The organism is Sphingobium sp. PNB (assembly GCF_019873065.1).
Classification (GTDB): Bacteria; Pseudomonadota; Alphaproteobacteria; order Sphingomonadales; family Sphingomonadaceae; genus Sphingobium; species Sphingobium fuliginis.
In genome coordinates, this window is record NZ_JAINEZ010000059.1 from 12,922 (window position 1) to 33,093 (window position 20,172).

Below are 20,172 nucleotides of genomic sequence, written 5' to 3' on the forward strand. Positions count from 1 at the left end.
CGCATGAGCAGGCTGCAAGGCAAGGTCGCCCTGATCACGGGCGCGGCAAGCGGCCAGGGCGCGGCGGAAGCGCGGCTGTTCGCGGCGGAAGGCGCGAAGGTGGTCGTCACCGACCTCAACGAAGCCGGAGCGGCGGTCGCCGCCGAACTGGGCCCCAACGGCCATTTCGTTCGCCATGACGTGGCGGAACAGGCCGATTGGGCGCGGGTCGTGCACGAGGCGGAGGAGCGCTTCGGGAAGATCGATATTCTGGTCAACAATGCGGGCGTCTACAAGCCCGCGCCCTTGCTGGAAACGGACGCCGCGCTGTGGGACCTGCACTATCGCGTCAATCAGCTCAGCGTCTTCCTGGGGATGCGCGCCGCCGCGGAGGCGATGGCGAAGACCGGCGGCGGCGCCATCATCAACATCTCGTCGGGCGCGGGCCTGGGCAATGTTCCCGGCATCTTCGCCTATGCCACCAGCAAATGGGCCGTGCGCGGCATGAGCAAGCTGGCGGCGTCGGAACTCGCGCCGCTCGGCATTCGCGTCAATTCCATCCATCCCGGCATCATCGACACGCCGATGCTGGGCGAGAATACGCCCGAACGGCTGAAATTCTACGAGGACATGATCCCCATGAAGCGCATCGGAACCACCGACGAGGTGGCCCGGCTGGTGCTGTTCCTCGCCTCCGACGAGGCGAGCTACGTCACCGGTGCGGAAATCACCGTCGACGGCGGGATCGGCTGAAGGATCGAAAGGACATATTATGGGACGGTTGCAGGGCAAGGTTGCCATCATTACCGGCGGGGGCCGCGGCATCGGCCGCGCCACCGCGGAACTCTTCGCCCGCGAGGGCGCGCAGGTTCATGTCACCGACGTCAACCCGCCCGACGCGCCCTATGACGATCCGGCGATCCGCTTTTCCATCATGGACGTGGCGAACGAAGGGCAATGGGCGGAGCTGGTGGAGGGCATCGTGGCGCGTCATGGCGCCGTCGACATCCTCGTCAACAATGCGGGCATCGGCGGGTCGCAACTGCCGCTTGCCGATGAGAATCTGGCCGACTGGGACCGGGTGATCGCGGTCAACCAGACCGGCGTCTTCCTGGGCATGCGCGCCGTGCTGCCGGGAATGCGCGCCAAAAGGGCGGGGTCGATCGTCAACTTCTCGTCGATCTGGGGAATCGCGGCGGTCCCCGGCGCGGCTGCCTATCACGCCTCCAAGGCGGCCGTCCGGCACCTGACCAAACATGCCGCCGTCACCTATGCGCCGGACAATGTCCGGGTGAACTCCATCCATCCCGGCATCATCGCCACCCCCATGGTGCTGGAGGATCAGGCGGAGGAAACCAGCGCCGGGGTGGTGGCGGCGACGCCGCTCGGCCGCATGGGCCAGCCGATCGAACTGGCCAATGGCGTGCTGTTCCTCGCCAGCGACGAGTCCAGCTTCATGACCGGCGCCGAACTGGTGATCGATGGCGGCTATCTTGCGCAGTAACGGGGCTGCTACATCAATGACATTGGACGGACTCGACGAACTGCTCGCGCGAACGGACGCCTTCATCCGCGACGTGGTGATCCCCTTCGAAACCGACCCCCGGATCGGCGGTCACGGCCCTTCGGACGCGCTGGTCGAGGATTTGCGGGCGCGGGCGCGCTCTGCCGGCCTCATCGCCCCCCATCTGCCGCCGGAACTGGGCGGACAGGGGCTGGACCATGCCGCGACGGCGCGGCTGTTCCGGTCGGCGGGCTATTCGCCGCTCGGCCCGCTGGCGATGAACCTGGCGGCCCCGGACGAGGGCAATATGCACCTGCTCGCCCGCGTGGCCACCCCGGCGCAGATCGACCGCTTCCTCCGGCCGCTCGCCGCCGGGACGACGCGGTCGGCCTTCCTGATGACCGAACCGGCGGACGAGGATGGGGCGGGTTCCGACCCCTCGATGCTCAGGACCGTGGCGCGCCCCGATGGCGGCCATTGGATCATCGACGGGCGCAAGAGCTTCGCGACAGGCGCGCAGGGCGCTGCCTTCGCGATCGTCATGGCGCGTACCGGAGAGTCGGCCACCATGTTCCTTGTCGACATGGACAGCCCCGGCATCACCGTCGAGCGGCTGCTCGACACCATCGATGGGACCATGCCTGGCGGCCATGCCGTCGTGCGGCTCGACGGCGTGCGGGTGCCCGCGACCCGGATACTCGGGGAGGTCGATCAGGGCTTCCGCTATGCGCAGGTGCGTCTGGCGCCCGCGGCTATGCCGTCAAGCGGCAGGCGTTCGGCAAGCCGCTGATCGACCATGAGGGCGTGGGCTTCATGCTGGCGGACAATCTGATCGACCTGAAACAGGCGGAACTGATGATCGACTGGTGCGCGGGCGTGCTGGACTCCGGCGCGCCCGGCATCATCGAAAGCTCGATGACGAAGGTGGCGGTTTCCGAAGCGCTGTGGCGGATCGCGGACCGCTGCGTGCAGGTCATGGGCGGGACCGGGGTGAGCGGCGACACGGTGGTCGAGCAGATATTCCGCGAAATCCGGGCCTTCCGCATCTATGACGGACCGACGGAGGTGCACAAATGGTCGCTCGCCAAGGCCATCGGGCGCGCCCATCCGGGGGACGTGCCATGAGCACCGGTGAAGCGGAAAACGCCGGCACCGTCGCCGTTCGGGAGGCGCACCGGTTCGACGAAGCCAGTCTGGCGCGATGGATGGCGGATCATGTCGAGGGCTATTCGGGACCGCTCCGCGTCGAACAGTTCAGGGGCGGGCAGAGCAATCCCACCTACAAGCTCGTCACGCCGGGTCGCCACTATGTGCTGCGCCGCAAGCCGCCGGGCCGGCTGGTAAAGGGCGCGCATGCCGTCGAGCGGGAGGCGCGCGTGCTGTCCGCGCTGGGATCGGCGGGATTTCCGGTCGCCCATGTCCATGCCCTCTGCGTCGACGAAGGGGTCATCGGCACCCCCTTCTATGTCATGGACATGGTCGAGGGGCGGATATTCTGGGACGCCAGCTTCCCGCAGGTCGCCAGCCATGACCGCCCGGCCTATTTCGACGCGATGAACGAGACGCTGGCCCGACTGCACAGCCTGGATTATTCAGCGATCGGACTGGCCGACTATGGCCGCCCCGGCAATTATTTCCAGCGTCAGATCGACCGCTGGTCCAGACAATATCTGGAGGATGCCGATGCCGGGCGGGACCGGAACATGGACCGGCTGGTCGAATGGCTGCCGGCGCATATCCCGCCGGACGACCAGACATCGATCGTCCATGGCGACTTCCGTTGCGACAATATGATCTTCCACCCCACCGAACCCCGCGTCCTGGCGGTGCTCGACTGGGAATTGTCGACGCTCGGCCATCCGCTCGCGGACTTCGCCTATCATGCGATGATGTACCGGATGCCGCCCCACATCGTCGCGGGACTGGGCGGCATGGACATCGCGGCGCTCAATATTCCGGCGGAGGCGGAGTATGTGGCCTCCTATTGCCGACGAACCGGCCGGGAGGCGATTCCCGATCATGATTTCCACGTCGCCTTCAACTTCTTCCGGCTGGCGGCGATCTTCCACGGCATCAAGGGCAGGGCGCTGCGCGGCACCGCCGCCTCGGCCCAGGCGCGCGAACGGGCGAAGGCGTTCCCGGAACTGGCCGAACTCGCCTGGATGCAGGCGGAAAGGGCGGCGGCAGGGTGACGCGCCGGGCGATCGTTCCGGATATGGCAACGATGCTTTGAGGAAATGGGCCTGGCATCCCGATTCCCGCCACCGTAAATGATCGTCTCGACCGCTGCGGAGCAGGAACAGGAAGCATTATGGCAACCCTTCATGGAATGATGGCCGGCACGGCGGCCCCCCGCCCGGTCGTTCATCGCACGCGCGGCAGCGGACATGGTTCGATCGTCCGGCTGATGAGCCCGTCCGATCTGGGCCGCTATCTGAAGCCCTTCGTGTTCCTCGACCTGTTTGCAGGCGACATGCGGCAGCTTTCCGCCGCCATGCCGCTGCATCCCCATTCGGGCATAGCGACCGTCACCGTCTTCACCGAAGGGGACGTGACCTATGACGATCCGCAGGCGGGCACCGGCACGCTGGCCTTCGGCGGCGTGGAATGGATGCGCGCGGGCGGCGGCGTCTGGCACGGGAAGGAACTGTCCGCCGGACGCTCGGCGCTGATGCAGGGCTTCCAGCTCTGGATCGCCCTGCCCCCCGAACTGGAGAACGGACCGGTCGACAGCCAATATATAGAGGCGGACCATATGCCCATGGCCGGCCCCGCTTATGTGATCCTGGGCCGGCACGCGGGCGCGCAGAGCCCGGTCCGCGCGCCTGACGGGATCACCTATCTGCTGGTCCGCCTGCAAGCCGGGGAAAGCTGGACCTACGCGCCGCCCTCCGGCCATTCGCTCGCCTGGGCGGCGGTGGCGAAGGGCGGTCTTTCCGGCTCCGCCCCCATAGCGCAGGGCGAGATGGCGCTGTTCGAGCCGGGAGAGGAGGCGATCACGCTCCAGGCGGGCGATGCGGGCGCGACCTTCGTCCTGGGGTCCGCACGGCCGCATCCCCATCCGCTTCACCTCGGTTCCTATTCGGTGCACACGACAGCCGCCGCCCTTGCGGAGGGCGAAGGGCGGATCGCGGAGATCGCCCAGCGGCTGAGGCAGGAGGGCCCTGCAAGGACGGCATCGGGAAGCGTGCCGGTCTTCCGCTAGAGCGATTTCCAGACGATCGGAACCCGCCAAGGCGGCGGGCTTCGATGAGACCCGGGGGCCGAAAGCATCACCGGGCGCGGTTACGGATCAATTCCTCCACAATGGCCGGCTCGGCCAGCGTCGATATGTCCCCTAGCGCCTGGGCGGACACCTCGCCCTCCGCGATCTTGCGCAGGATGCGGCGCATGATCTTGCCCGACCGGGTCTTGGGCAGCCCGGGGGCGAACTGGATCACGTCGGGCGTCGCGATCGGCCCGATCTCGCTGCGCACCCATTTCACCAGCGTCTGGCGCAGTTCGTCGGTCGCTTCCTCGCCGCTGTTCAGCGTCACATAGGCGTAGATGCCCTGTCCCTTTATGTCGTGCGGGAAGCCCACCACCGCCGCCTCCGCCACCGCCTCGTGCAGCACCAGCGCGCTTTCCACCTCCGCCGTGCCCATGCGATGGCCCGACACGTTGATCACATCGTCGACGCGGCCCGTGATCCAATAGTCCCCGTCCGCGTCGCGCCGACAGCCGTCGCCGGTGAAGTACAGGCCCGGATAGGTGGTGAAATAGGTCTGGAAGAAGCGCTCATGGTCGCCCCATACGGTCCGCGCCTGCCCCGGCCAGCTCCGCGCGATACAGAGATTGCCTTCCCCCTCGCCCTCCACGGCGACGCCATTGCCGTCGACCAGCAAGGGCTCGACCCCGAAAAAGGGCTTGGTCGCCGCGCCCGGCTTCAGGTCCGTCGCGCCCGGCAGCGGCGTGATCATGTGGCCGCCCGTCTCCGTCTGCCACCAGGTATCGACAATGGGGCAGCGCCCCTCGCCCACCACCTCATGATACCAGCGCCAGGCTTCGGGATTGATCGGCTCCCCCACCGTGCCCATCAGCCGCAGCGAGGCGCGGCTGGTGCGGGTCACATGTTCGTCCCCCTCCTTCATCAGCGAACGCAGCGCCGTCGGCGCGGTGTAGAGCGTCGTCACCCGATGCCGGTCGACCACTTCCCAGATGCGGCTGGGCGTCGGCCAGTTCGGCACCCCCTCGAACATCAGCGTGGTGCCGCCATTGGCGAGCGGTCCATAGACGATATAGCTGTGGCCTGTGACCCAACCGACATCGGCGGAGGACCAGAAGACCTCGCCCGGCCGATGGTCGAAGGCAAGGTCGAAGGTCATCGCCGCCCAGAGCAGATAGCCGCCGGTCGAATGCAGCACGCCCTTGGGCTTGCCCGTCGATCCGGAGGTGTAGAGCAGGAACATCGGGTCTTCCGCCGCCATCGCCTCTGCCGGACAGTCGGTGGAGACCTCAGCGGCCAGTTCGTCATAATAGGCGTCCCGCGCGGGGTCCATCGCGACGTCACCGCCCGTCGCCCGGACGACGATCACGCGCTCCAGCCCCGGCGCCAGAGCCGCCGCCGCGTCGACATTGCGCTTCAGCGGCACGGTCCTGCCGCCCCGCCGCCCTTCATCGGCGGTGATGACGATCCGGCTGTCGCAATCGCTGATCCGTCCCGCCAGCGCCTCGGGCGAAAAGCCGCCGAACACCACCGAATGGATCGCCCCGATCCGCGCGCAGGCGAGCATGGCGAAGGCCGCCTCCGGAATCATCGGCAGGTAGAGCGTCACCCGGTCGCCGCGCCCCACGCCCGCGCCTTTCAGCACATGGGCGAAGCGGCACACCTCTTCATGCAATTGCCGGTAGGTGAAGCGCCGCGCCGGTTCCTCCGGATCGTCCGGTTCCCAGATGATCGCCGCCTGGTCCCCGCGCGTCTCCAGATGGCGGTCCACGCAATTGGCCGACACGTTGAGCATGCCGTCGCTGAACCAGCTTATGCCGAAATCCCCTTCCGCAAAGCTGCTCTCGTCGGCGCGGGTGGGTTCGCGCAGCCAGTCCAGCCGCCGCGCCTGCTCCAGCCAATAGGCTTCGGCGTCATCCAGCGATCGGCGATAGCCCGCAGCATAGGCGGCGGCATCGACCTTCGCCTCCGCCGACCAGGCCGGCGGCACGGGATAGACAGGGGGGGCGGTGGTCAGCATCGGCGGATCTCACTTCACTTTGGCGAGCGCGGCGGTCATCCGCCTGGCGGCGAAGGGCGGCAGCTTCACCGCCTTGGCCGCTGCGAGATCGGCCGGGGCCACCTTGCCCACCTGCACCAGCGCGACCATGCCCATCGAATAATGCGGCATGCACTTGATGCCGTAGAGGCCGGGCTTGGTGACGGTCAGCACCGCCTCCTTGTTCATCGCGCCCTTCATCGGGGTCGCGCCGGCCGGCAGCATGTTCGCCATGGTTTCGGCATTATGGCTGGGATTGGTCGGCTGGAAACGAATGGTGTCGCCCACCGCCGCCTTCACGAAGGACGGCTCGAACACCATGGCGCCGTCCGCGCCCTGGTTCTTCATATGGACGACGATGTCCTTCGCCTGCGCCGAAAGCGGCGCCAGCGTCAGGAACGCGGCGGCGGCAACGCCGCCCAGGGTGATGCGAATGTCGGTCAAGGCTCTCTCTCCCATGCAAACATGCTTGGGCAAGTGATGACGCAGCGCAGCGGACCCTCGCAATGGGCCATTGGTCCTAGGGCGCGCCCCCCTCCGGCGCCACCCGAACCAAGGGCCGCCCCAGGTCGCGCCAGCCGTCCGTCCCCTCCGCCAGCCACCAGACATTGCGATAGCCCATGGCGCGCAGCCGCCGCGCCGCGTTCCAGCTCATCCAGCAATCGGACCGGCAGAAGACGACCAGCATGCGATCGCGCCGGCCACCCGTCAGCCGCCGCACGCCGGCCGCGAACCAGAGCGCGATGTCGGGCTCCGGCACGCCCCTTCCCGCTTCGGGAAACCAGCGAGCGCCCGGAATGCTCTCATGCTGCGCCGCCAGCCGCCAGCGCCCGTCGCTCTCCCGATGCCCGCCCTCGGCCGGCAGGACGTCGAGGAACAGCGCATCCCGGCCCGGCCGCAGGGCTGCGGCGGCGGCCGGCGCGATCCGCCCGACCCCGGCGGGCGGGCGGGAGACCGGCGCGCGATAGGCGGCGATCCGATAGCCGTCAGGCCCGAACAAAGGCTCCGCCGCCACGGGCCCCGCGCAAAGCAGCAGGGCTCCGGCCCAGATCGTCCTCCTCATCCCGCTTCCCTCCCCGTCCGACCCAAGGACCAATGGTAGCGCATTGCGCCAGCCTTTAGACCTGCACCAAGGGAGAAGGATGTGAAAAGGCGAAGCTACGCAGCCATGACCCTGGCCCTGCTCGCGCTGGCGGCGGGGGCGGGCGCATCCACGCCCGCCGATCCGCTGGAATCGCCGATGTGGGAAGCCCATGCAAAGCTGCTGTTCGGCGACGATCCGGTCCGCTTCGACCCGCGGGTGAAGGTCGATTTCCCCCAGATCGCGGAGAACCAGCGCAGCTTCCCGGTCGCCATCGACGCCCGCGCCATCCCCGGCGTCCGGCGCATCGTCCTGATGGCGGACCTCAACCCGATCCCGATCGCGGTCGACTATCGCCCGACGGACAGCGAAGCCTATCTCGCCACCCGCATCAAGCTGGACCAGCGCACCCCCGTGCGCGGCGCGGTGCAGTTGGCGAGCGGCGAATGGCTGGTGTCGGGCGGCTGGATCGACGCGGCGGGCGGCGGCTGCTCGACGCCCCCGGTCAGCCGCGTCAAGGGCGACTGGGCGGACCATCTGGGCGAGATCAGGGGCGAGGCCTGGCCCGTCGCGGGGCCGGTCGCCGCCAGCCGCCTTCGCCTCCACTTCCGGCACCCGATGGACACCGGGCTGGTCGACGCCATTCCCACCTATCATCTGGAACGACTGACCGTCAGCGACGCCGCCGGTCGCGAACTGGGCCGGATGGAAATCTGGGCCTCCGTCGCCGAAGATCCGGCCATCACCCTGATCCCCCATGCGGCGGCGGGCGACATGCTGACCGTCGATGCCCGCGACACCAATGGACGCGATTATCACGCGGCGCTGGCCGTCGCGCGCCAGTCGCCCCTGCCGCGATGATGCTGACCCGGCGCAGGCTGATCGCGGGGAGCATGGCGCTGGCCGCCATGCCCGCGCAGGCGCGGCGCAGCTATGCGATTGCCCCCGTCCCGGTCGCGGACGGCATCTGGATGATCCACGGCGCGGACGCCCCCATAGAGCCGGCCAATGGCGGCGCCATCGCCAATATCGCCATCATCGCCACGCCCGCTGGAACAGTGCTGTGCGACTGCGGCCCGTCGCTCGCCTATGGACAGGCGCTGCGCAAGGTGGCGGAGGGACTGACCGGCCAGCCGGTGGTCCGCGTCTATGTCACCCATCTGCATCCCGATCATGGCATGGGCATTGCAGCCTTCGATCCCCGGATCGTCGCGGCCCTGCCCGGCACGATAGAGGCTCTGGCGCGTGAGGGGCGCGGCTATTCGGACGCCATGTACCGGCTGCTGAACGACTGGATGCGCGGCACCGAACTGGTGCTGCCGGGCCGGCCGATCGCCGCCGGACGGGAGGAGTTCGGCGGGCGAGGGCTGCGGCTGCTGGCGCTTTCGGGCCATAGCGGCGCGGACCTGGCGCTGCTCGACGAACGCAGCGGCGTGCTGATCGGCGGCGACCTCGTCTTCCACGACCGCGCGCCCAGCACGCCGACCGCCGACCTCCCCGGCTGGCGCGCCAGTCTCGACCGGCTGGCGCGGGAACCGCATGGCGGCCTGATCCCCGGGCACGGCCCGTTCGATCCCAGCGGCCGGGCCGCCATCGCCCAGACCCGCGACTGGATCGACTGGCTGGAAGAAACGCTGACGCAGGCGGTGCAGTCGGGCCTCGACATGGTGGAGGCGGGCGAACTGCCGATCCCGGCGCGCTTCTCCACCATGGCGGCGGCGCGTTATGAGCTGCAACGCAGCGTCTCCCACCTCTATCCGGGACTGGAGGCGCGGCTGCTGCCCCGCATCGACCGGCCCGGCTGAGCCGCCCCCGGAACCAACGCCCCGTTCGCGCGTTCGGGCGCTGGTCAAAAGGGGGAGGATGCGATGCCCACGTCGGAATTCTTCAGGGAACAGGCGGAATTGTGGGAACGCCGCGCCGGCGCCGAAATGTCCCGCCACGCGCAGGACGCCGCCCTGGCCGCCGCGCGCAAATGGCATGACGACGCGAACTTCGCGGAGATGATGACGATCGGCCTCGTCGCCACGCCGCAGCCGGAACCCCTCGTCGACCAGCCAGTCATCAAGGCCTAGAACCGCGCCTTCACCCCCGCATACCAGCGGCGCGGCGCGCCCGGCCCATAGGCGCGCGGATTGGACGCATCGGGGGCCTGCGCCATCTCCACCTCCCCGACGTCGCTGAACGTGCCGAAGGTCGCATATTTGCGGCCTAACGCATTGCGCAGTTCCCCGAACAGCGTCACCCCCGGCGCCATGTCGATCCCGGCGCGCAGATTGACCAGCGCATGGCCTTTCAGCCGCGGCTGGTCATTGCCCTCGTCACCCACCAGATATTGCCCCGTCCGCGCGATCAGGTCGCCGCCGACCGACCAGCCGCGCCCGGCATAATCCAGCGACAGCGTCGCACTGTGGCGCGGAATGCCGGGCAACCGGTCCCCCGGCTGGACAAAGATCACCCCGTCCCCGTTCGCCGCCGGATTGGCGGGACTGGAAAGCGCCAGGTCATGGCGGTAGGTCGCATCGGTGAAGGCATAGCTGAACGCCCCCGAAAGGCCGCCGCGCACCGCCTTCAGGGTGAATTCCACGCCCTGCCGCCGGGTCGCGCCGATATTGCGGAACCAGGCGCGCCCCCGAATCGCCGACGCGACAAACTGAATGTCGTCGCGGTTGCGCGTGCGATAGGCGGACAACAGCCATTCCAGCCGGAACCCGCCCCATCGGCCCTGCCCACCCGCGCCCGCTTCCCAGCTCCTGGCGACGACCTGCTTCAATGGCGGATCGGCGATGAAGAAATTGGCGAGGCTGCACGGCGCATTCTCGTCGGCGCAGGACAGTTCGGCCGGCGTCGGGGCGCGATTGCTCTCCGCATAGCCCACCCGCAGGTTCAGCCCCTCCGTCAGCCGGTAATCCAGTTCCAGCCCGGGGTTCAGCCGCCTGAACCGATGATCGCCGTTGAGCGCCGTGCCGATCCGGTCGCGCATCGCAATCGCCACATGATTGTAGCGCAACCCGATCTCCGCCGAGAGCCGGTCGGTCAGCGGCAGCCGGTCCTGCGCGAACAGCCCCCAATAGCCGGCATGGGCGACCAGACCCACCGGCCCGATCGCGCCGTCCGCCTGCACGATGGCCGGCCCCAGCCCCTCGACGCCGCGATCCTCCGTCAGCGCGGCCAGTTCGGTCGAGGCGCCGAAGCGGCTGCGGCTCGTGTCATAGCTCATGCCGATGGCAAGGTGATTGCGCCCGCCCCACAGCGGCCGCTCGTCGATCATCTGGACCAGCACGCCCATCGCCCGGCTGTCGAGCCTTCCCCGATTGAGCACGCCATAGCCCTCGCCGCCCAGCACATCGGCAATCGTGCGGCCGTCCGCATCGGTCAGCAACGCCTCGTCCGCCCCCTCGACAGTCTCCAGGCAGAGCAGCCCGTCTTCGCACCCCTCTATGTCGGCGGCGTCGCCGTTCACCGTGCGCAGCTTCAATCGTTGCGCATAGAGCGTGCCCTCGATCCGCGTCCCTTCCCCCAGCCCGACCCAGGGATGCAGGCTGATCCGGCCATAGCGCGCCCTGGCATTGTCCGGCCAGGTGAAGACGGCGCGCCGGTCCACCGCCAGCAACTCGACCGGCGCGACGCCATTGCCCGTCAGGTCCGTGTCGGCGCCGATCCACTTCAGATGCAGCCCGCCGCTCGCGGTGTCGAAACCCAGATCGGCATAGCCATTATGGAGGGTGGAGGGCGAATGGTCGCGCCAGCCATCCTCATGGCTGTACTGGAACGCGCCGAATGCGCTGAAATCGCCCTTCCGGAACCCGCCCGCCACGCTCGCCTCCCGCGAACCGAAGCGTCCGCCGGTCAGGCTCGCCTCCAGCCCCGGATCGCTGGTCCCGGTCTTGGTGTCGATCACCATCGCCCCGCCCAGCGCGTTCAGGCCATAGACGGCGCTGCTGTCGAACAGGGTAAGGCTGCGGATCGCCGCCTCCGGCAACAGGTCGAAGGCGACCGTGTCGCCAAAGGGCTGGTTGAATCGCGCGCCGTCCAGATAGACCGCCAGCCCCTGCGCCTGCCCCTGCAGCGGGGAGGCGGTGAAGCCGCGATAGACCAGATTGGGCTGCCACGGATTGCCCTGCGCGTCCTGCAGGGTGACGCCGGCGATGGACCGGGTGAGCGCGCCCAGCAGATCGGGCGTTCCCGCGCGGCTGATGTCCGCGCCGGTCAGGCGCAGCGCATCGTCGGCATCGATCGCGCCGCCGGGGGCCGTGACGACGATCGGCTGCCGGTCCGCATCGGCGCCGGCGGTATCCGCCCATGCGTTCTGCGCGGTGGCCTGCCCCGCCAGAATCGCCCATGCCGCGCCGGCCAGCCACATGCCCTTCCTCATCCCCGTGCCTCTTCTTCTTTGTTCCCCAACGGCCAGGCCATTGTCCAGCCATGAAAATGGGGCCGCATCCCTGTTAGGATGCGGCCCCGCCCCGTGACATTGTTCCTTCGGTCGGGATCAGAAGAACAGGATGGCCCCCGCCGCGATGGCGTCGGAACTGGCCTGATTGCCGTTATGCGCTTCCGATCTGGTGTGGACATATTCGCTCAGCAGCGTGACCCAGCTTGTGAGGCCGTAGCGGACCTGCCCCACCCAGCTCGAATTCTTGTCCACCAGCGTCGGGTTCGCCAGCGCGTCGGCGGCATTGGCATAGTCGAGATTGCTCTCGCCATAGCTGCCCCCGACAGAGAATTTTCCGAAGCTCGCCAGCCCCTGCAGATAGAAGCCATGGCTGTCGCGCTTGTTGCCCAGCCCATCGGTGTCGAACAGGTTGAGCGCCGTCGTGCCAAGGCCCGAAGCGTCATAATAGGTGCCGACCAGCGTCAGCGGCCCCACCGTCACCTTCGCGCCCGCGTCCCAGCCCCAGCTCGTATAGTCCGGCCCGGCGATCACATCATGCTTCTGCCGGATGCCCGCCGCCCACAGGCGGGTGCCCACGCCGCCGAACTTGCCGTCATAGACCAGCTTGCCCTGGAAGCCCGGCTCCTTGTTGGCCTCGTCCGGTCCGGTCAGCGAGGACAAGGGCTCGAAAATGCCGATGCTGGCGGTGAAGCCGCTGAAGCTGGGCGTGGTATAGGTGATCTGCGGCTGGAAATCGGTGTAGATATAGCCGACGCCGATCCGCCCCAGCGTGGTGTTGGACGGCGCGACATTGCCCGCCGGCGTGCCCGACGACAGCAGGGTGATGTCGTTCAGGATCTGCTCCGAGGCGAACAGGCCGATGTCGCGGCCGATCTTCACCTCGCCAAAGCCCGGACGGCCGAAGGTCAGGTAGGTCTGGCGGAAATCGATGCCCGCCGTCTGGAGCCCGCGCGGATTGCCGGGGCTGTTCGCGCCGCTGCCCGCATAGCTGACGGAGTTGATGCCCGGATACATGCCGAAATGCGCGCCGACGTCCCAGCCGCCCTGCCTGGTCATGACCTCCACCTTCAGGAAGCCGGGCAGCAGACCGTTGCGGATGGCCGAACTCTTGCCACCCACCGTCGCCACGCCGCCGACGACGCTGTTGGTGGCGCTGGGCGCCTCGCCATTGTCATGGACGTAGAAGCCATTGACCGATCCGGAGAATTTGAGCGTGACGTCGCCCATTTCGAAGCCGACACCGCTGTCGGTCATGCGGACGCTCCGACCGCCGCCCGACGCATCCGGCGTCACCGGCGGCGCGGCCGGCGCGGCAGCGGCCTCCGCGCTCTCATTCTTCAGCAGTTCCTGATATTCCTCGTCGGAGAGGATTCCCTTTTCATGCAGCCGCTTCAGCAGATCGGCGGTGGTCCCGGCCATCGCCGGCGTGGCAGTCGCGCAAAGCAGCCCCATGGCCGCGCTCGCGAGGAGCAGCGTCCTTTTCATAACATCCTCCCTCTTTTGTGCCGGTCAATGCCCCCGGCTGAAGAGAGATTGAGGCCGGCAGGGCGCGGCGGAAATTGGACTTAGGGCCTCCTCCCTTGGGAGGAAGGGACGCATGGCTCCAGGCCGCAGGCGGCGCCTGCGCGGACGCTCGAAGCAAGGGCGCGGCGCGCAAGAGCCCGGTTCAGACAGGAGGAATCAGGCACTACTTTGGTCGAAGGGCGCATGGATGTTCGCGCGGAGAGCATCCGCGGCAAGGGTCAGGATCTTGACCTTACGCCGCCAATCGCAGGCAGTTGCGTCCGCTATGCTTGGCGTTGTAGAGCGCCTTGTCCGCGGCCTCCAGCACGGCCTGCCCCTCGCTCTGGCCGCCCAGCGCCACCAGTCCCGCGCTGAACGTCACCGGGATCACCTCGCCCGAATCGATCTGCACCGGATGGGCCGTGACCATTTCGCGCAGCCTTTCGCAGATCATGCTCGCCCGCACGACGTCGGTGCCGCTCAGCAGGATGGCGAATTCCTCCCCGCCCAGACGGCCGATGCTGTCGACGCTGCGCAGTCCGGGACGCAACCGCTCGACGAAGCCCGCCAGCACGCGGTCGCCCGCGCCATGGCCGTAGCCGTCGTTGACCGCCTTGAAATGATCGATGTCGATCAGCAGCAGGCAGGCCCGCGCGCCATGCCGGACGCGCAGCATCTCCTCCTCCAGCTTTTCGAGGAAGGCCCGGCGGCTGTCCGCCCCGGTCAGCGAATCCAGCGCCGCCACCTGCTGAAGCGCGCGTTGCCGCGCCTTGTGCCGGGACATGTCGCGGATCGTGCTGACAAGGCCGGTGGGCAGGCCGCGCTCGTCGACCACGGCGCGGGCCACCATCTCGCACCAGTCGCTGCCTTGCGCGGAAATGAAGGGGCGGAATTCCACCGTCTGCACCTCGCCCGGCTGCTCCAGCGCCCGGTCCAGCGTCGCGATCACCTGTTCCCGGTCCGCCGGGTCGACCAGATTGGCCGCGTCCTGCCCGACCAGCAGTTCCGGCGCGCAGCCGATCTGTTCGGCCGCCGCGGGGGAGGCATATTCGATCACGCCGCCAACGCTGATGTTGAGCACCACGTCGCCGCTATTTTCCGCAATGGCGCGATAGCGGGCCTCGCTTTCCTGCAACATCTGGAACAGGCGGCGGCGGCTGTTCAGCTCCGCAGCGATCGGCATCGACAGCAGGAAACTGAAGGCCAGGAAGAGCTGGAAGAACTGCATCCGCTCGCCCAGCGTGCCGGGGATCATGTACAGCGGCCCATGACCGGTCATGGTCGCCATGCCGCCGATGATGGCCAGGATCATGACCGAAGCCGCCGCGCCCAGATTGCCCAGGCGGAAGACCATCGCGACCATCGGCAGCAGCAGCGCGAACAGCATCGGATAGCGCGCCGCGTAGAAGACGAAGGCGGTCGCCAGCGCGAACAGCAGCAGCAGCGCCAGCGCTTCCCACTTGCCCCTGCGCGAAGTCTGGCCGAACCAGCGCCGCAATTCGCCCTGCATCAGCATCATCAGGATCGGCGTGCAGGTCAGCGCGCCCAGCACATGCCCGGTATACCATTGCAGCAGCGATGCGCCGAAGGACACCGTCGTCAGCGCCGACGCGACAGTGGCGGCGGCCAGGCCCGCGATCAGATTGGCCGGACCGCACAGCGCCAGGATGAAGACGAACAGCGGCTGCATCGAACCGGCGAACTTCCCGCCTCGCGCGAAGCGGCGGCAGATCAACGCGACGATCAGCGCTTCCAGCAGGTTGATGCCCGCCATCGGCACGGCGGCGAGCGTCCCCATCCCCCACAGCGCGGTCGACAGCGCGCTGGCCATGCCGCAGGCGATCAGCGCCCACGGCCAGGAAGCGGTTCGCGATGTCAGCAGATAGGCCATCAACAGCGCGTTGGCGCCCCAGATGAAGGCCAATCCCCCTTCGAATCGTGAACTGGCAAGCGCCAGCGACGCCGCCAGGAAATAGGCGCAACCCAGGGCAACCGGTTCCACGCGGGAAGAAGGATGTCGAAGAGACGTCTGCATGTTCGCCCCGCCCTAGACGCTTATCGTTAAGATATACTCACGATGATGATTTTACACAGGGGAAAATCATGCCGACGCCAGCAATGCCTGCCATCGCCCCAGCCTTTCGCCTCTGACATCGTCCGGCAGGGCCGGGGCGAAGCTTCGCCGTTCCGCCCCCATGGCCCCCGCCGCCTCGGCAAGGGAGGGAAACAGGCCCGCGCCCACCGCCGCCAGCATCGCCGCGCCCCGGGCGGTCGTCTCCACATCGGCGGGGCGATCCACGCGCAGCTGCAGAATGTCCGCCAGGTCCTGCGCGATCCAGTCATTGGCGCTCATTCCTCCGTCGATGCACAGGGCGCGCCAGGGCATGCCGTCGGCCGCGAATGCGCCAGCCAGGTCGTGAAGCTGGTGCGACAGCGATTCGAGCGCCGCGCGCACGATATGCGCCCGCTTCGTGCCCAGCGTCAGGCCATGGATCGCCCCCCTGGCGTCGGCGCGCCAGTGCGGCGCGCCCAGCCCCGCCAGCGCGGGCAGCATGGCGACGCCGCCGCTGTCCGGCACCGAACGGGCCATCGCTTCGCTTTCCTCCGCCGTTGCGATCAGGCGCAGTTCGTCGCGCAGCCACTGGATCAGGCTGCCCGCGACGAACAGCGACCCTTCCAGCGCATAGCTCGTCTCGCCCGGCAATCGACAGAGCAATGTGCCGAGCAGGCGGTGCCGCGATACCGGCACGCTACTCCCCATATGGGCAAGGACGAAGGCGCCGGTGCCCAATGTCGCCTTGGCGTCGCCGGGGGTCAGGCAGGCCTGGCCGATGGTCGCCGCCTGCTGATCCCCCATCAGTCCCCGGATCGGGATCGGCCGGCCGAACCATTGGTCCTGCGTCTCGCCAAAGGGGCCGATATTGTCGACGATCTCCGGCAGCGCATGCGGCGGCACGCCGAACAGGTCGCACAGCCCCCGGTCCCAATCGGCGGCGTCGAGCGCCATCAACTGGGTGCGGCTGGCGTTGCTGGCATCGCTGACATGCAGGCCGCCGGTCAGCTTCCACATCAGCCAGCTTTCGACCGTGCCGAAGGCCAGCGCGCTGCCCGCCGCCGCCACGGCGGGCGCATGATCGAGCAGCCAGCGCATCTTCGTCGCGGAGAAATAGGGATCGATCACCAGCCCCGTCCGCCGCTGGATCGCCTCCTCCTTGCCCGCCTCGCGCAGGGCGGCGCAATGATCGGCGGTGCGGCGGTCCTGCCAGACGATGGCGGGGGCCAGCGGCTCGCCCGTCCGCCGGTCCCACGCGACCACGGTCTCGCGCTGGTTGGTGATGCCGATGGCGGCGACACGGTCGGCCCCGCCCGCCAGCGCCACCATGTCGCGCGCGCAGGCCAGGGTCCTGTCCCAGATCTCCGCCGCATCATGCTCGACCCAGCCGGGCCGCGGATAATATTGGCTGAGGTCCGCCTGCGCCATGCCCAGCCGCCGCCCGTCCGGCGCATAGAGCATGGCCCGCGTCGACGTCGTGCCCTCGTCCAGCACCAATATCGGCCGTTCGCTCATGCCTTCTCCCCCAGCCATTCCCGGACATGCGCGGTCTGGCGCGCATCCAGACGCAGCCCCAGCTTCGTCCGGCGCCATAATATGTCGTCGGCCGTCATCGCCCATTCCCGCGCCACCAGATAGCGCAGCTCCGCCTCGGTCAGGCCATGACCGAAATGCGCGCCCAGCGCCGCCATGTCCCGCGCCCCGTCCAGCCACTCCCAGGCGCGGGTGCCATAGGCGCAGGCGATCCGCTCCGCCGAGGCATAGTCCAGGAAAGGATAGTCGCAGCCCAGGTCCGCGATCAGCCGGTCGCGCCCCTGCATCGGGAAGTCGCCGCCCGGCAGCGCCGCCTTCGCGGTCCAGTCGCCGCCCGACAGGCTGGGGAGAAAGGGCTTCAGCATCGCCACCGCCTCCGCGGCGAGGTGGCGGTAGGTGGTGATCTTGCCGCCGAACAGGCTCAGCAGCGGCGCCTCTCCGTCCGGCGCATCAAGCTCCAGCCGATAGCCGCGCGTCGCCGCCTCCGGTCTTCCCGAACCGTCGTCGACCAACGGGCGGACCCCGGCATAGGACCACAGCACATCCTGCGGCGCGATGCTCTTCCGGAAATAACGGTTCGCCCCTTCGCAGAGATAGGCGATCTCGTCGGGATCGGGCCGGACATCGTCGACCGGTCCCCGATGATCGCGATCCGTGGTGCCGATCAGGGTGAAGTCCCGCTCATAGGGCAGCGCAAAGAAGATGCGGCCATCGGGCAGTTGGAAGAAATAGGCGAAGCCATGGTCGAACAGGCGCGGCACGACGATATGCGATCCGCGCACCAGCCGCATGTGGCGGTCCGTTTCGCCATGGGCGCGATGGAGCAGGTCCAGCGCCAGCGGCCCGGCGGCGTTGACCACGGCGCGCGCGCGGAAGCGCGGCATCGTTCCGTCCGCCGCCCGCGCATATATGGTCCAGCCGCCGCTTTCCCGTTCCAGCCGCCGCACCTCCGTCCGGCTGTGCACCTCCGCGCCCCGGTCGGCGGCATCGCGGGCGTTCAGGATGACCAGGCGCGCATCGTCCACCCAGCCGTCGGAATAGACGAAGGCCGTGCCGAAGCCGGTTTTCAGGGGCCGGCCCGCCGGATGACGGCGCAGGTCGACGCTCTCGGTCGGCGGCAGGGCGCGTCGGCCGCCGATATGGTCATAGAGGAAGAGGCCAAGCCGCAGCATCCAGCGCGGCCGCAGCCCCGGCACCCAGGGCAGCACGAAGCGCAACGGATGGACGATATGCGGCGCGATCGCCCAGAGCCGCTCGCGCTCCGCCAGCGATTCGCGCACCAGCCCGAATTCCCGATGCTCCAGATAGCGCAGCCCGCCATGGATCAGCTTGGTGGAGGCGGAGGAGGTGCCCTGCGCCAGATCGCCGCGCTCCAGCAGCAGCACCCGCGCACCCCGACCGGCCGCATCGCGCGCCACGCCGCAGCCGTTGACGCCGCCGCCGATCACGGCAAGATCATGGGCCGCCGGGTCCTTATCCCTTGTCACGCCGCCACCCTAGCGCGCTTCGGGGACGGGGGGAACCGAAACGGACCCGCCCCGGACAAGAGGCCGGTTCCGATGCTAGAGCCAATCGACATTCAGCCCTGACGGCTTGCAAATGACGCTTTTCCGTGCTTCCGGTGCTCACATACCTTGAGTAGGCTGCGCGCCGGGTCACGGAAAACCACCATTTTCGGCTCGTCATCATCTGAATGTCGATTGGCCCTAGTCGGCATCCGGATCGCGGAAATTGAGCCGGCGGGTCACGGTATAGTCCAGCACGCCGACCAGGAAATAGCTGATCCACTGCTTGACCAGCGTCGGCAGGCTGCGCTGGGCGCGGTGCGTTTCCAGCGTGATCTGGCGGCTTTGCGCGACCCGCCGGTCGATCAGGGCGCGCATATCCTGCGCGAAACCGGCGTCCTCGACGCGCAGCATGATCTCCAGGTTGAGGAACAGGCTGCGCATGTCGAAATTGGCCGATCCGATATAGACCGCGTCGTCCACCACGATCAGCTTCATGTGCAGCTTGCAGGGCTGATATTCCCATATCTCCACCCCGCGCCTCAGCAGCGGGCCATAGAGCAGGCGGGCCGCCGCGACGGTCGCGCCATTGTCGGACCTGGAGGGCAGTACGAGGCGCGACCCCTTTCGCCGCGCCGCCCGGGCGATGCGCTTCAGCATGCCGCGACCCGGCGAGAAATAGGCCTCCACCATGTCGAGCCGCCGCGCCCGCTCAAGGTCATGCTTCACAAGCTGCGCCCAGGGACTGAGCCGGCGGGTGGGACCGCCGATCACCCAGCGCATCGGCTCGCCCGGCGCGGTGTGGAGAGGGCTGTGCCAGTTGCGCACCATGCGGCGCAGCGTGCGGAATCGCTGCTTGCGCGTCGACACCCAGCGCCAGAGCTGGCCGTACCAGCTTGTCATCGCCTGCACCTGCGGCCCTTCCACCAGCAGGCCCAGGTCGTGCCAGCAATCCTCCGCCGGAATCCCGAAATAGCCGTCCTCGACGTTGAAGCCGCCCGTCAGCAGCCGCCGGTCGTCGGCGATCGCCAGCTTCTGATGGTTGCGGATCAGGTAGCGCGTCGAGCGCCGCGCCCCGAAGCGGCCGAAATGCCCGCCCGCCGCCACCAGCGGATCGAAGAAGGCAAGCGGCGTCGATCCCGATCCGAAGGCGTCGATCATCAGCGTGACCGCAACGCCGCGCCCCCGCGCCGCGATCAGCCGGTCGAGGATGAGTTGCCCGCTGCCGTCGGCGGCGAAGATATAATAATAAAGCTTCAGGCTCTCCCGCGCGCCGTCGATCAGGTCGACCAGGGCCTGCCGCAACGCCGGTCCCGTCTCGATCACGCGCAGGCGGTCGGCGTGCAGCGACAGGCCGATCTGTCCCTCGCCCTCC

The 20,172-nt window shown here is 68.3% G+C and carries 16 protein-coding genes and 1 pseudogene; 8 read left to right on the plus strand and 9 right to left on the minus strand.

Features of this window, described 5'->3' with window-relative positions; translation table 11 throughout:
• Positions 1–3 precede the first annotated feature (3 nt).
• From K7W03_RS18130 to K7W03_RS18150, 5 genes and pseudogenes are all read left to right on the plus strand, one after another.
• Complete coding sequence (locus K7W03_RS18130; RefSeq protein ID WP_222886978.1) at positions 4–732, plus strand: SDR family NAD(P)-dependent oxidoreductase; 729 nt, start codon at positions 4–6, stop codon at positions 730–732.
• Positions 733–751: 19 nt separating this feature from the next.
• Positions 752–1,483, plus strand: a complete 732-nt coding sequence (locus tag K7W03_RS18135; protein ID WP_025549444.1) for a glucose 1-dehydrogenase — start codon at positions 752–754, stop codon at positions 1,481–1,483.
• 16 nt (positions 1,484–1,499) lie between these two features.
• Positions 1,500–2,608, plus strand: a pseudogene (locus K7W03_RS18140) (acyl-CoA dehydrogenase family protein).
• Positions 2,605–3,675, plus strand: coding sequence for a phosphotransferase (locus tag K7W03_RS18145; RefSeq protein ID WP_222886979.1), 1,071 nt, complete (start codon positions 2,605–2,607; stop codon positions 3,673–3,675). The pseudogene K7W03_RS18140 and the gene K7W03_RS18145 overlap by 4 nt, the downstream one beginning before the upstream one ends.
• A 119-nt stretch (positions 3,676–3,794) precedes the next feature.
• The gene (locus K7W03_RS18150) at positions 3,795–4,688 is read left to right on the plus strand and encodes a pirin family protein (protein WP_222886980.1); all 894 of its coding nucleotides are present in this window, start codon (positions 3,795–3,797) and stop codon (positions 4,686–4,688) included.
• 67 nt (positions 4,689–4,755) lie between these two features.
• Here the strand turns inward: K7W03_RS18150 and acs are convergent, their stop codons facing one another.
• The 3 genes from acs to K7W03_RS18165 form a co-directional block, all read right to left on the minus strand.
• Positions 4,756–6,708: an acetate--CoA ligase gene (gene acs / locus K7W03_RS18155; RefSeq protein WP_222886981.1), complete on the minus strand. Its 1,953-nt coding sequence runs from the start codon at positions 6,706–6,708 to the stop codon at positions 4,756–4,758.
• Between the two features lie 9 nt (positions 6,709–6,717).
• Entirely contained in the window at positions 6,718–7,185 is a 468-nt protein-coding gene (locus tag K7W03_RS18160) for a pseudoazurin (protein ID WP_413469341.1), read from the minus strand.
• 61 nt (positions 7,186–7,246) lie between these two features.
• On the minus strand, positions 7,247–7,789 hold the full coding sequence (locus K7W03_RS18165; RefSeq protein WP_222886983.1) for a rhodanese-like domain-containing protein: 543 nt from the start codon (positions 7,787–7,789) through the stop codon (positions 7,247–7,249).
• Between the two features lie 105 nt (positions 7,790–7,894).
• Between K7W03_RS18165 and K7W03_RS18170 the strand changes: the two genes are divergently transcribed.
• The 3 genes from K7W03_RS18170 to K7W03_RS18180 all read left to right on the plus strand — a co-directional run bounded on the left by K7W03_RS18170 (position 7,895) and on the right by K7W03_RS18180 (position 9,882).
• A complete protein-coding gene (locus K7W03_RS18170) occupies positions 7,895–8,668 on the plus strand; it encodes a quinoprotein dehydrogenase-associated SoxYZ-like carrier (RefSeq protein ID WP_222886984.1) in 774 nt (257 codons plus the stop codon).
• Positions 8,665–9,612 carry a quinoprotein relay system zinc metallohydrolase 1 gene (locus tag K7W03_RS18175; RefSeq protein WP_222886985.1) on the plus strand — a complete coding sequence of 316 codons (948 nt, stop codon included), beginning with the start codon at positions 8,665–8,667 and terminating at the stop codon, positions 9,610–9,612. Before K7W03_RS18170 ends, K7W03_RS18175 begins: the two co-directional genes overlap by 4 nt.
• 63 nt (positions 9,613–9,675) lie before the next feature.
• The gene (locus tag K7W03_RS18180; RefSeq protein ID WP_044661024.1) at positions 9,676–9,882 is read left to right on the plus strand and encodes a hypothetical protein; all 207 of its coding nucleotides are present in this window, start codon (positions 9,676–9,678) and stop codon (positions 9,880–9,882) included.
• Here K7W03_RS18180 and K7W03_RS18185 read toward each other — a convergent pair.
• The 6 genes from K7W03_RS18185 to K7W03_RS18210 form a co-directional block, all read right to left on the minus strand.
• Positions 9,879–12,182: a TonB-dependent receptor gene (locus K7W03_RS18185; RefSeq protein WP_222886986.1), complete on the minus strand. Its 2,304-nt coding sequence runs from the start codon at positions 12,180–12,182 to the stop codon at positions 9,879–9,881. The two genes, K7W03_RS18180 and K7W03_RS18185, sit on opposite strands and share 4 nt — an antisense overlap.
• Before the next feature lie 117 nt (positions 12,183–12,299).
• Positions 12,300–13,688, minus strand: coding sequence for a porin (locus tag K7W03_RS18190; RefSeq protein WP_044661022.1), 1,389 nt, complete (start codon positions 13,686–13,688; stop codon positions 12,300–12,302).
• Positions 13,689–13,959: 271 nt separating this feature from the next.
• The gene (locus K7W03_RS18195) at positions 13,960–15,741 is read right to left on the minus strand and encodes a diguanylate cyclase (protein WP_025549454.1); all 1,782 of its coding nucleotides are present in this window, start codon (positions 15,739–15,741) and stop codon (positions 13,960–13,962) included.
• Between the two features lie 66 nt (positions 15,742–15,807).
• Positions 15,808–17,274, minus strand: coding sequence for an FGGY family carbohydrate kinase (locus K7W03_RS18200; RefSeq protein ID WP_044661021.1), 1,467 nt, complete (start codon positions 17,272–17,274; stop codon positions 15,808–15,810).
• Positions 17,271–18,779: a glycerol-3-phosphate dehydrogenase gene (locus K7W03_RS18205; RefSeq protein WP_025549455.1), complete on the minus strand. Its 1,509-nt coding sequence runs from the start codon at positions 18,777–18,779 to the stop codon at positions 17,271–17,273. The genes K7W03_RS18200 and K7W03_RS18205 overlap by 4 nt, the downstream gene beginning before the upstream one ends.
• A gap of 219 nt (positions 18,780–18,998) precedes the next feature.
• Positions 18,999–20,172 (minus strand): phospholipase D-like domain-containing protein (locus tag K7W03_RS18210; RefSeq protein ID WP_413469342.1); only part of this gene is annotated, 1,174 nt, incomplete at its 5' end.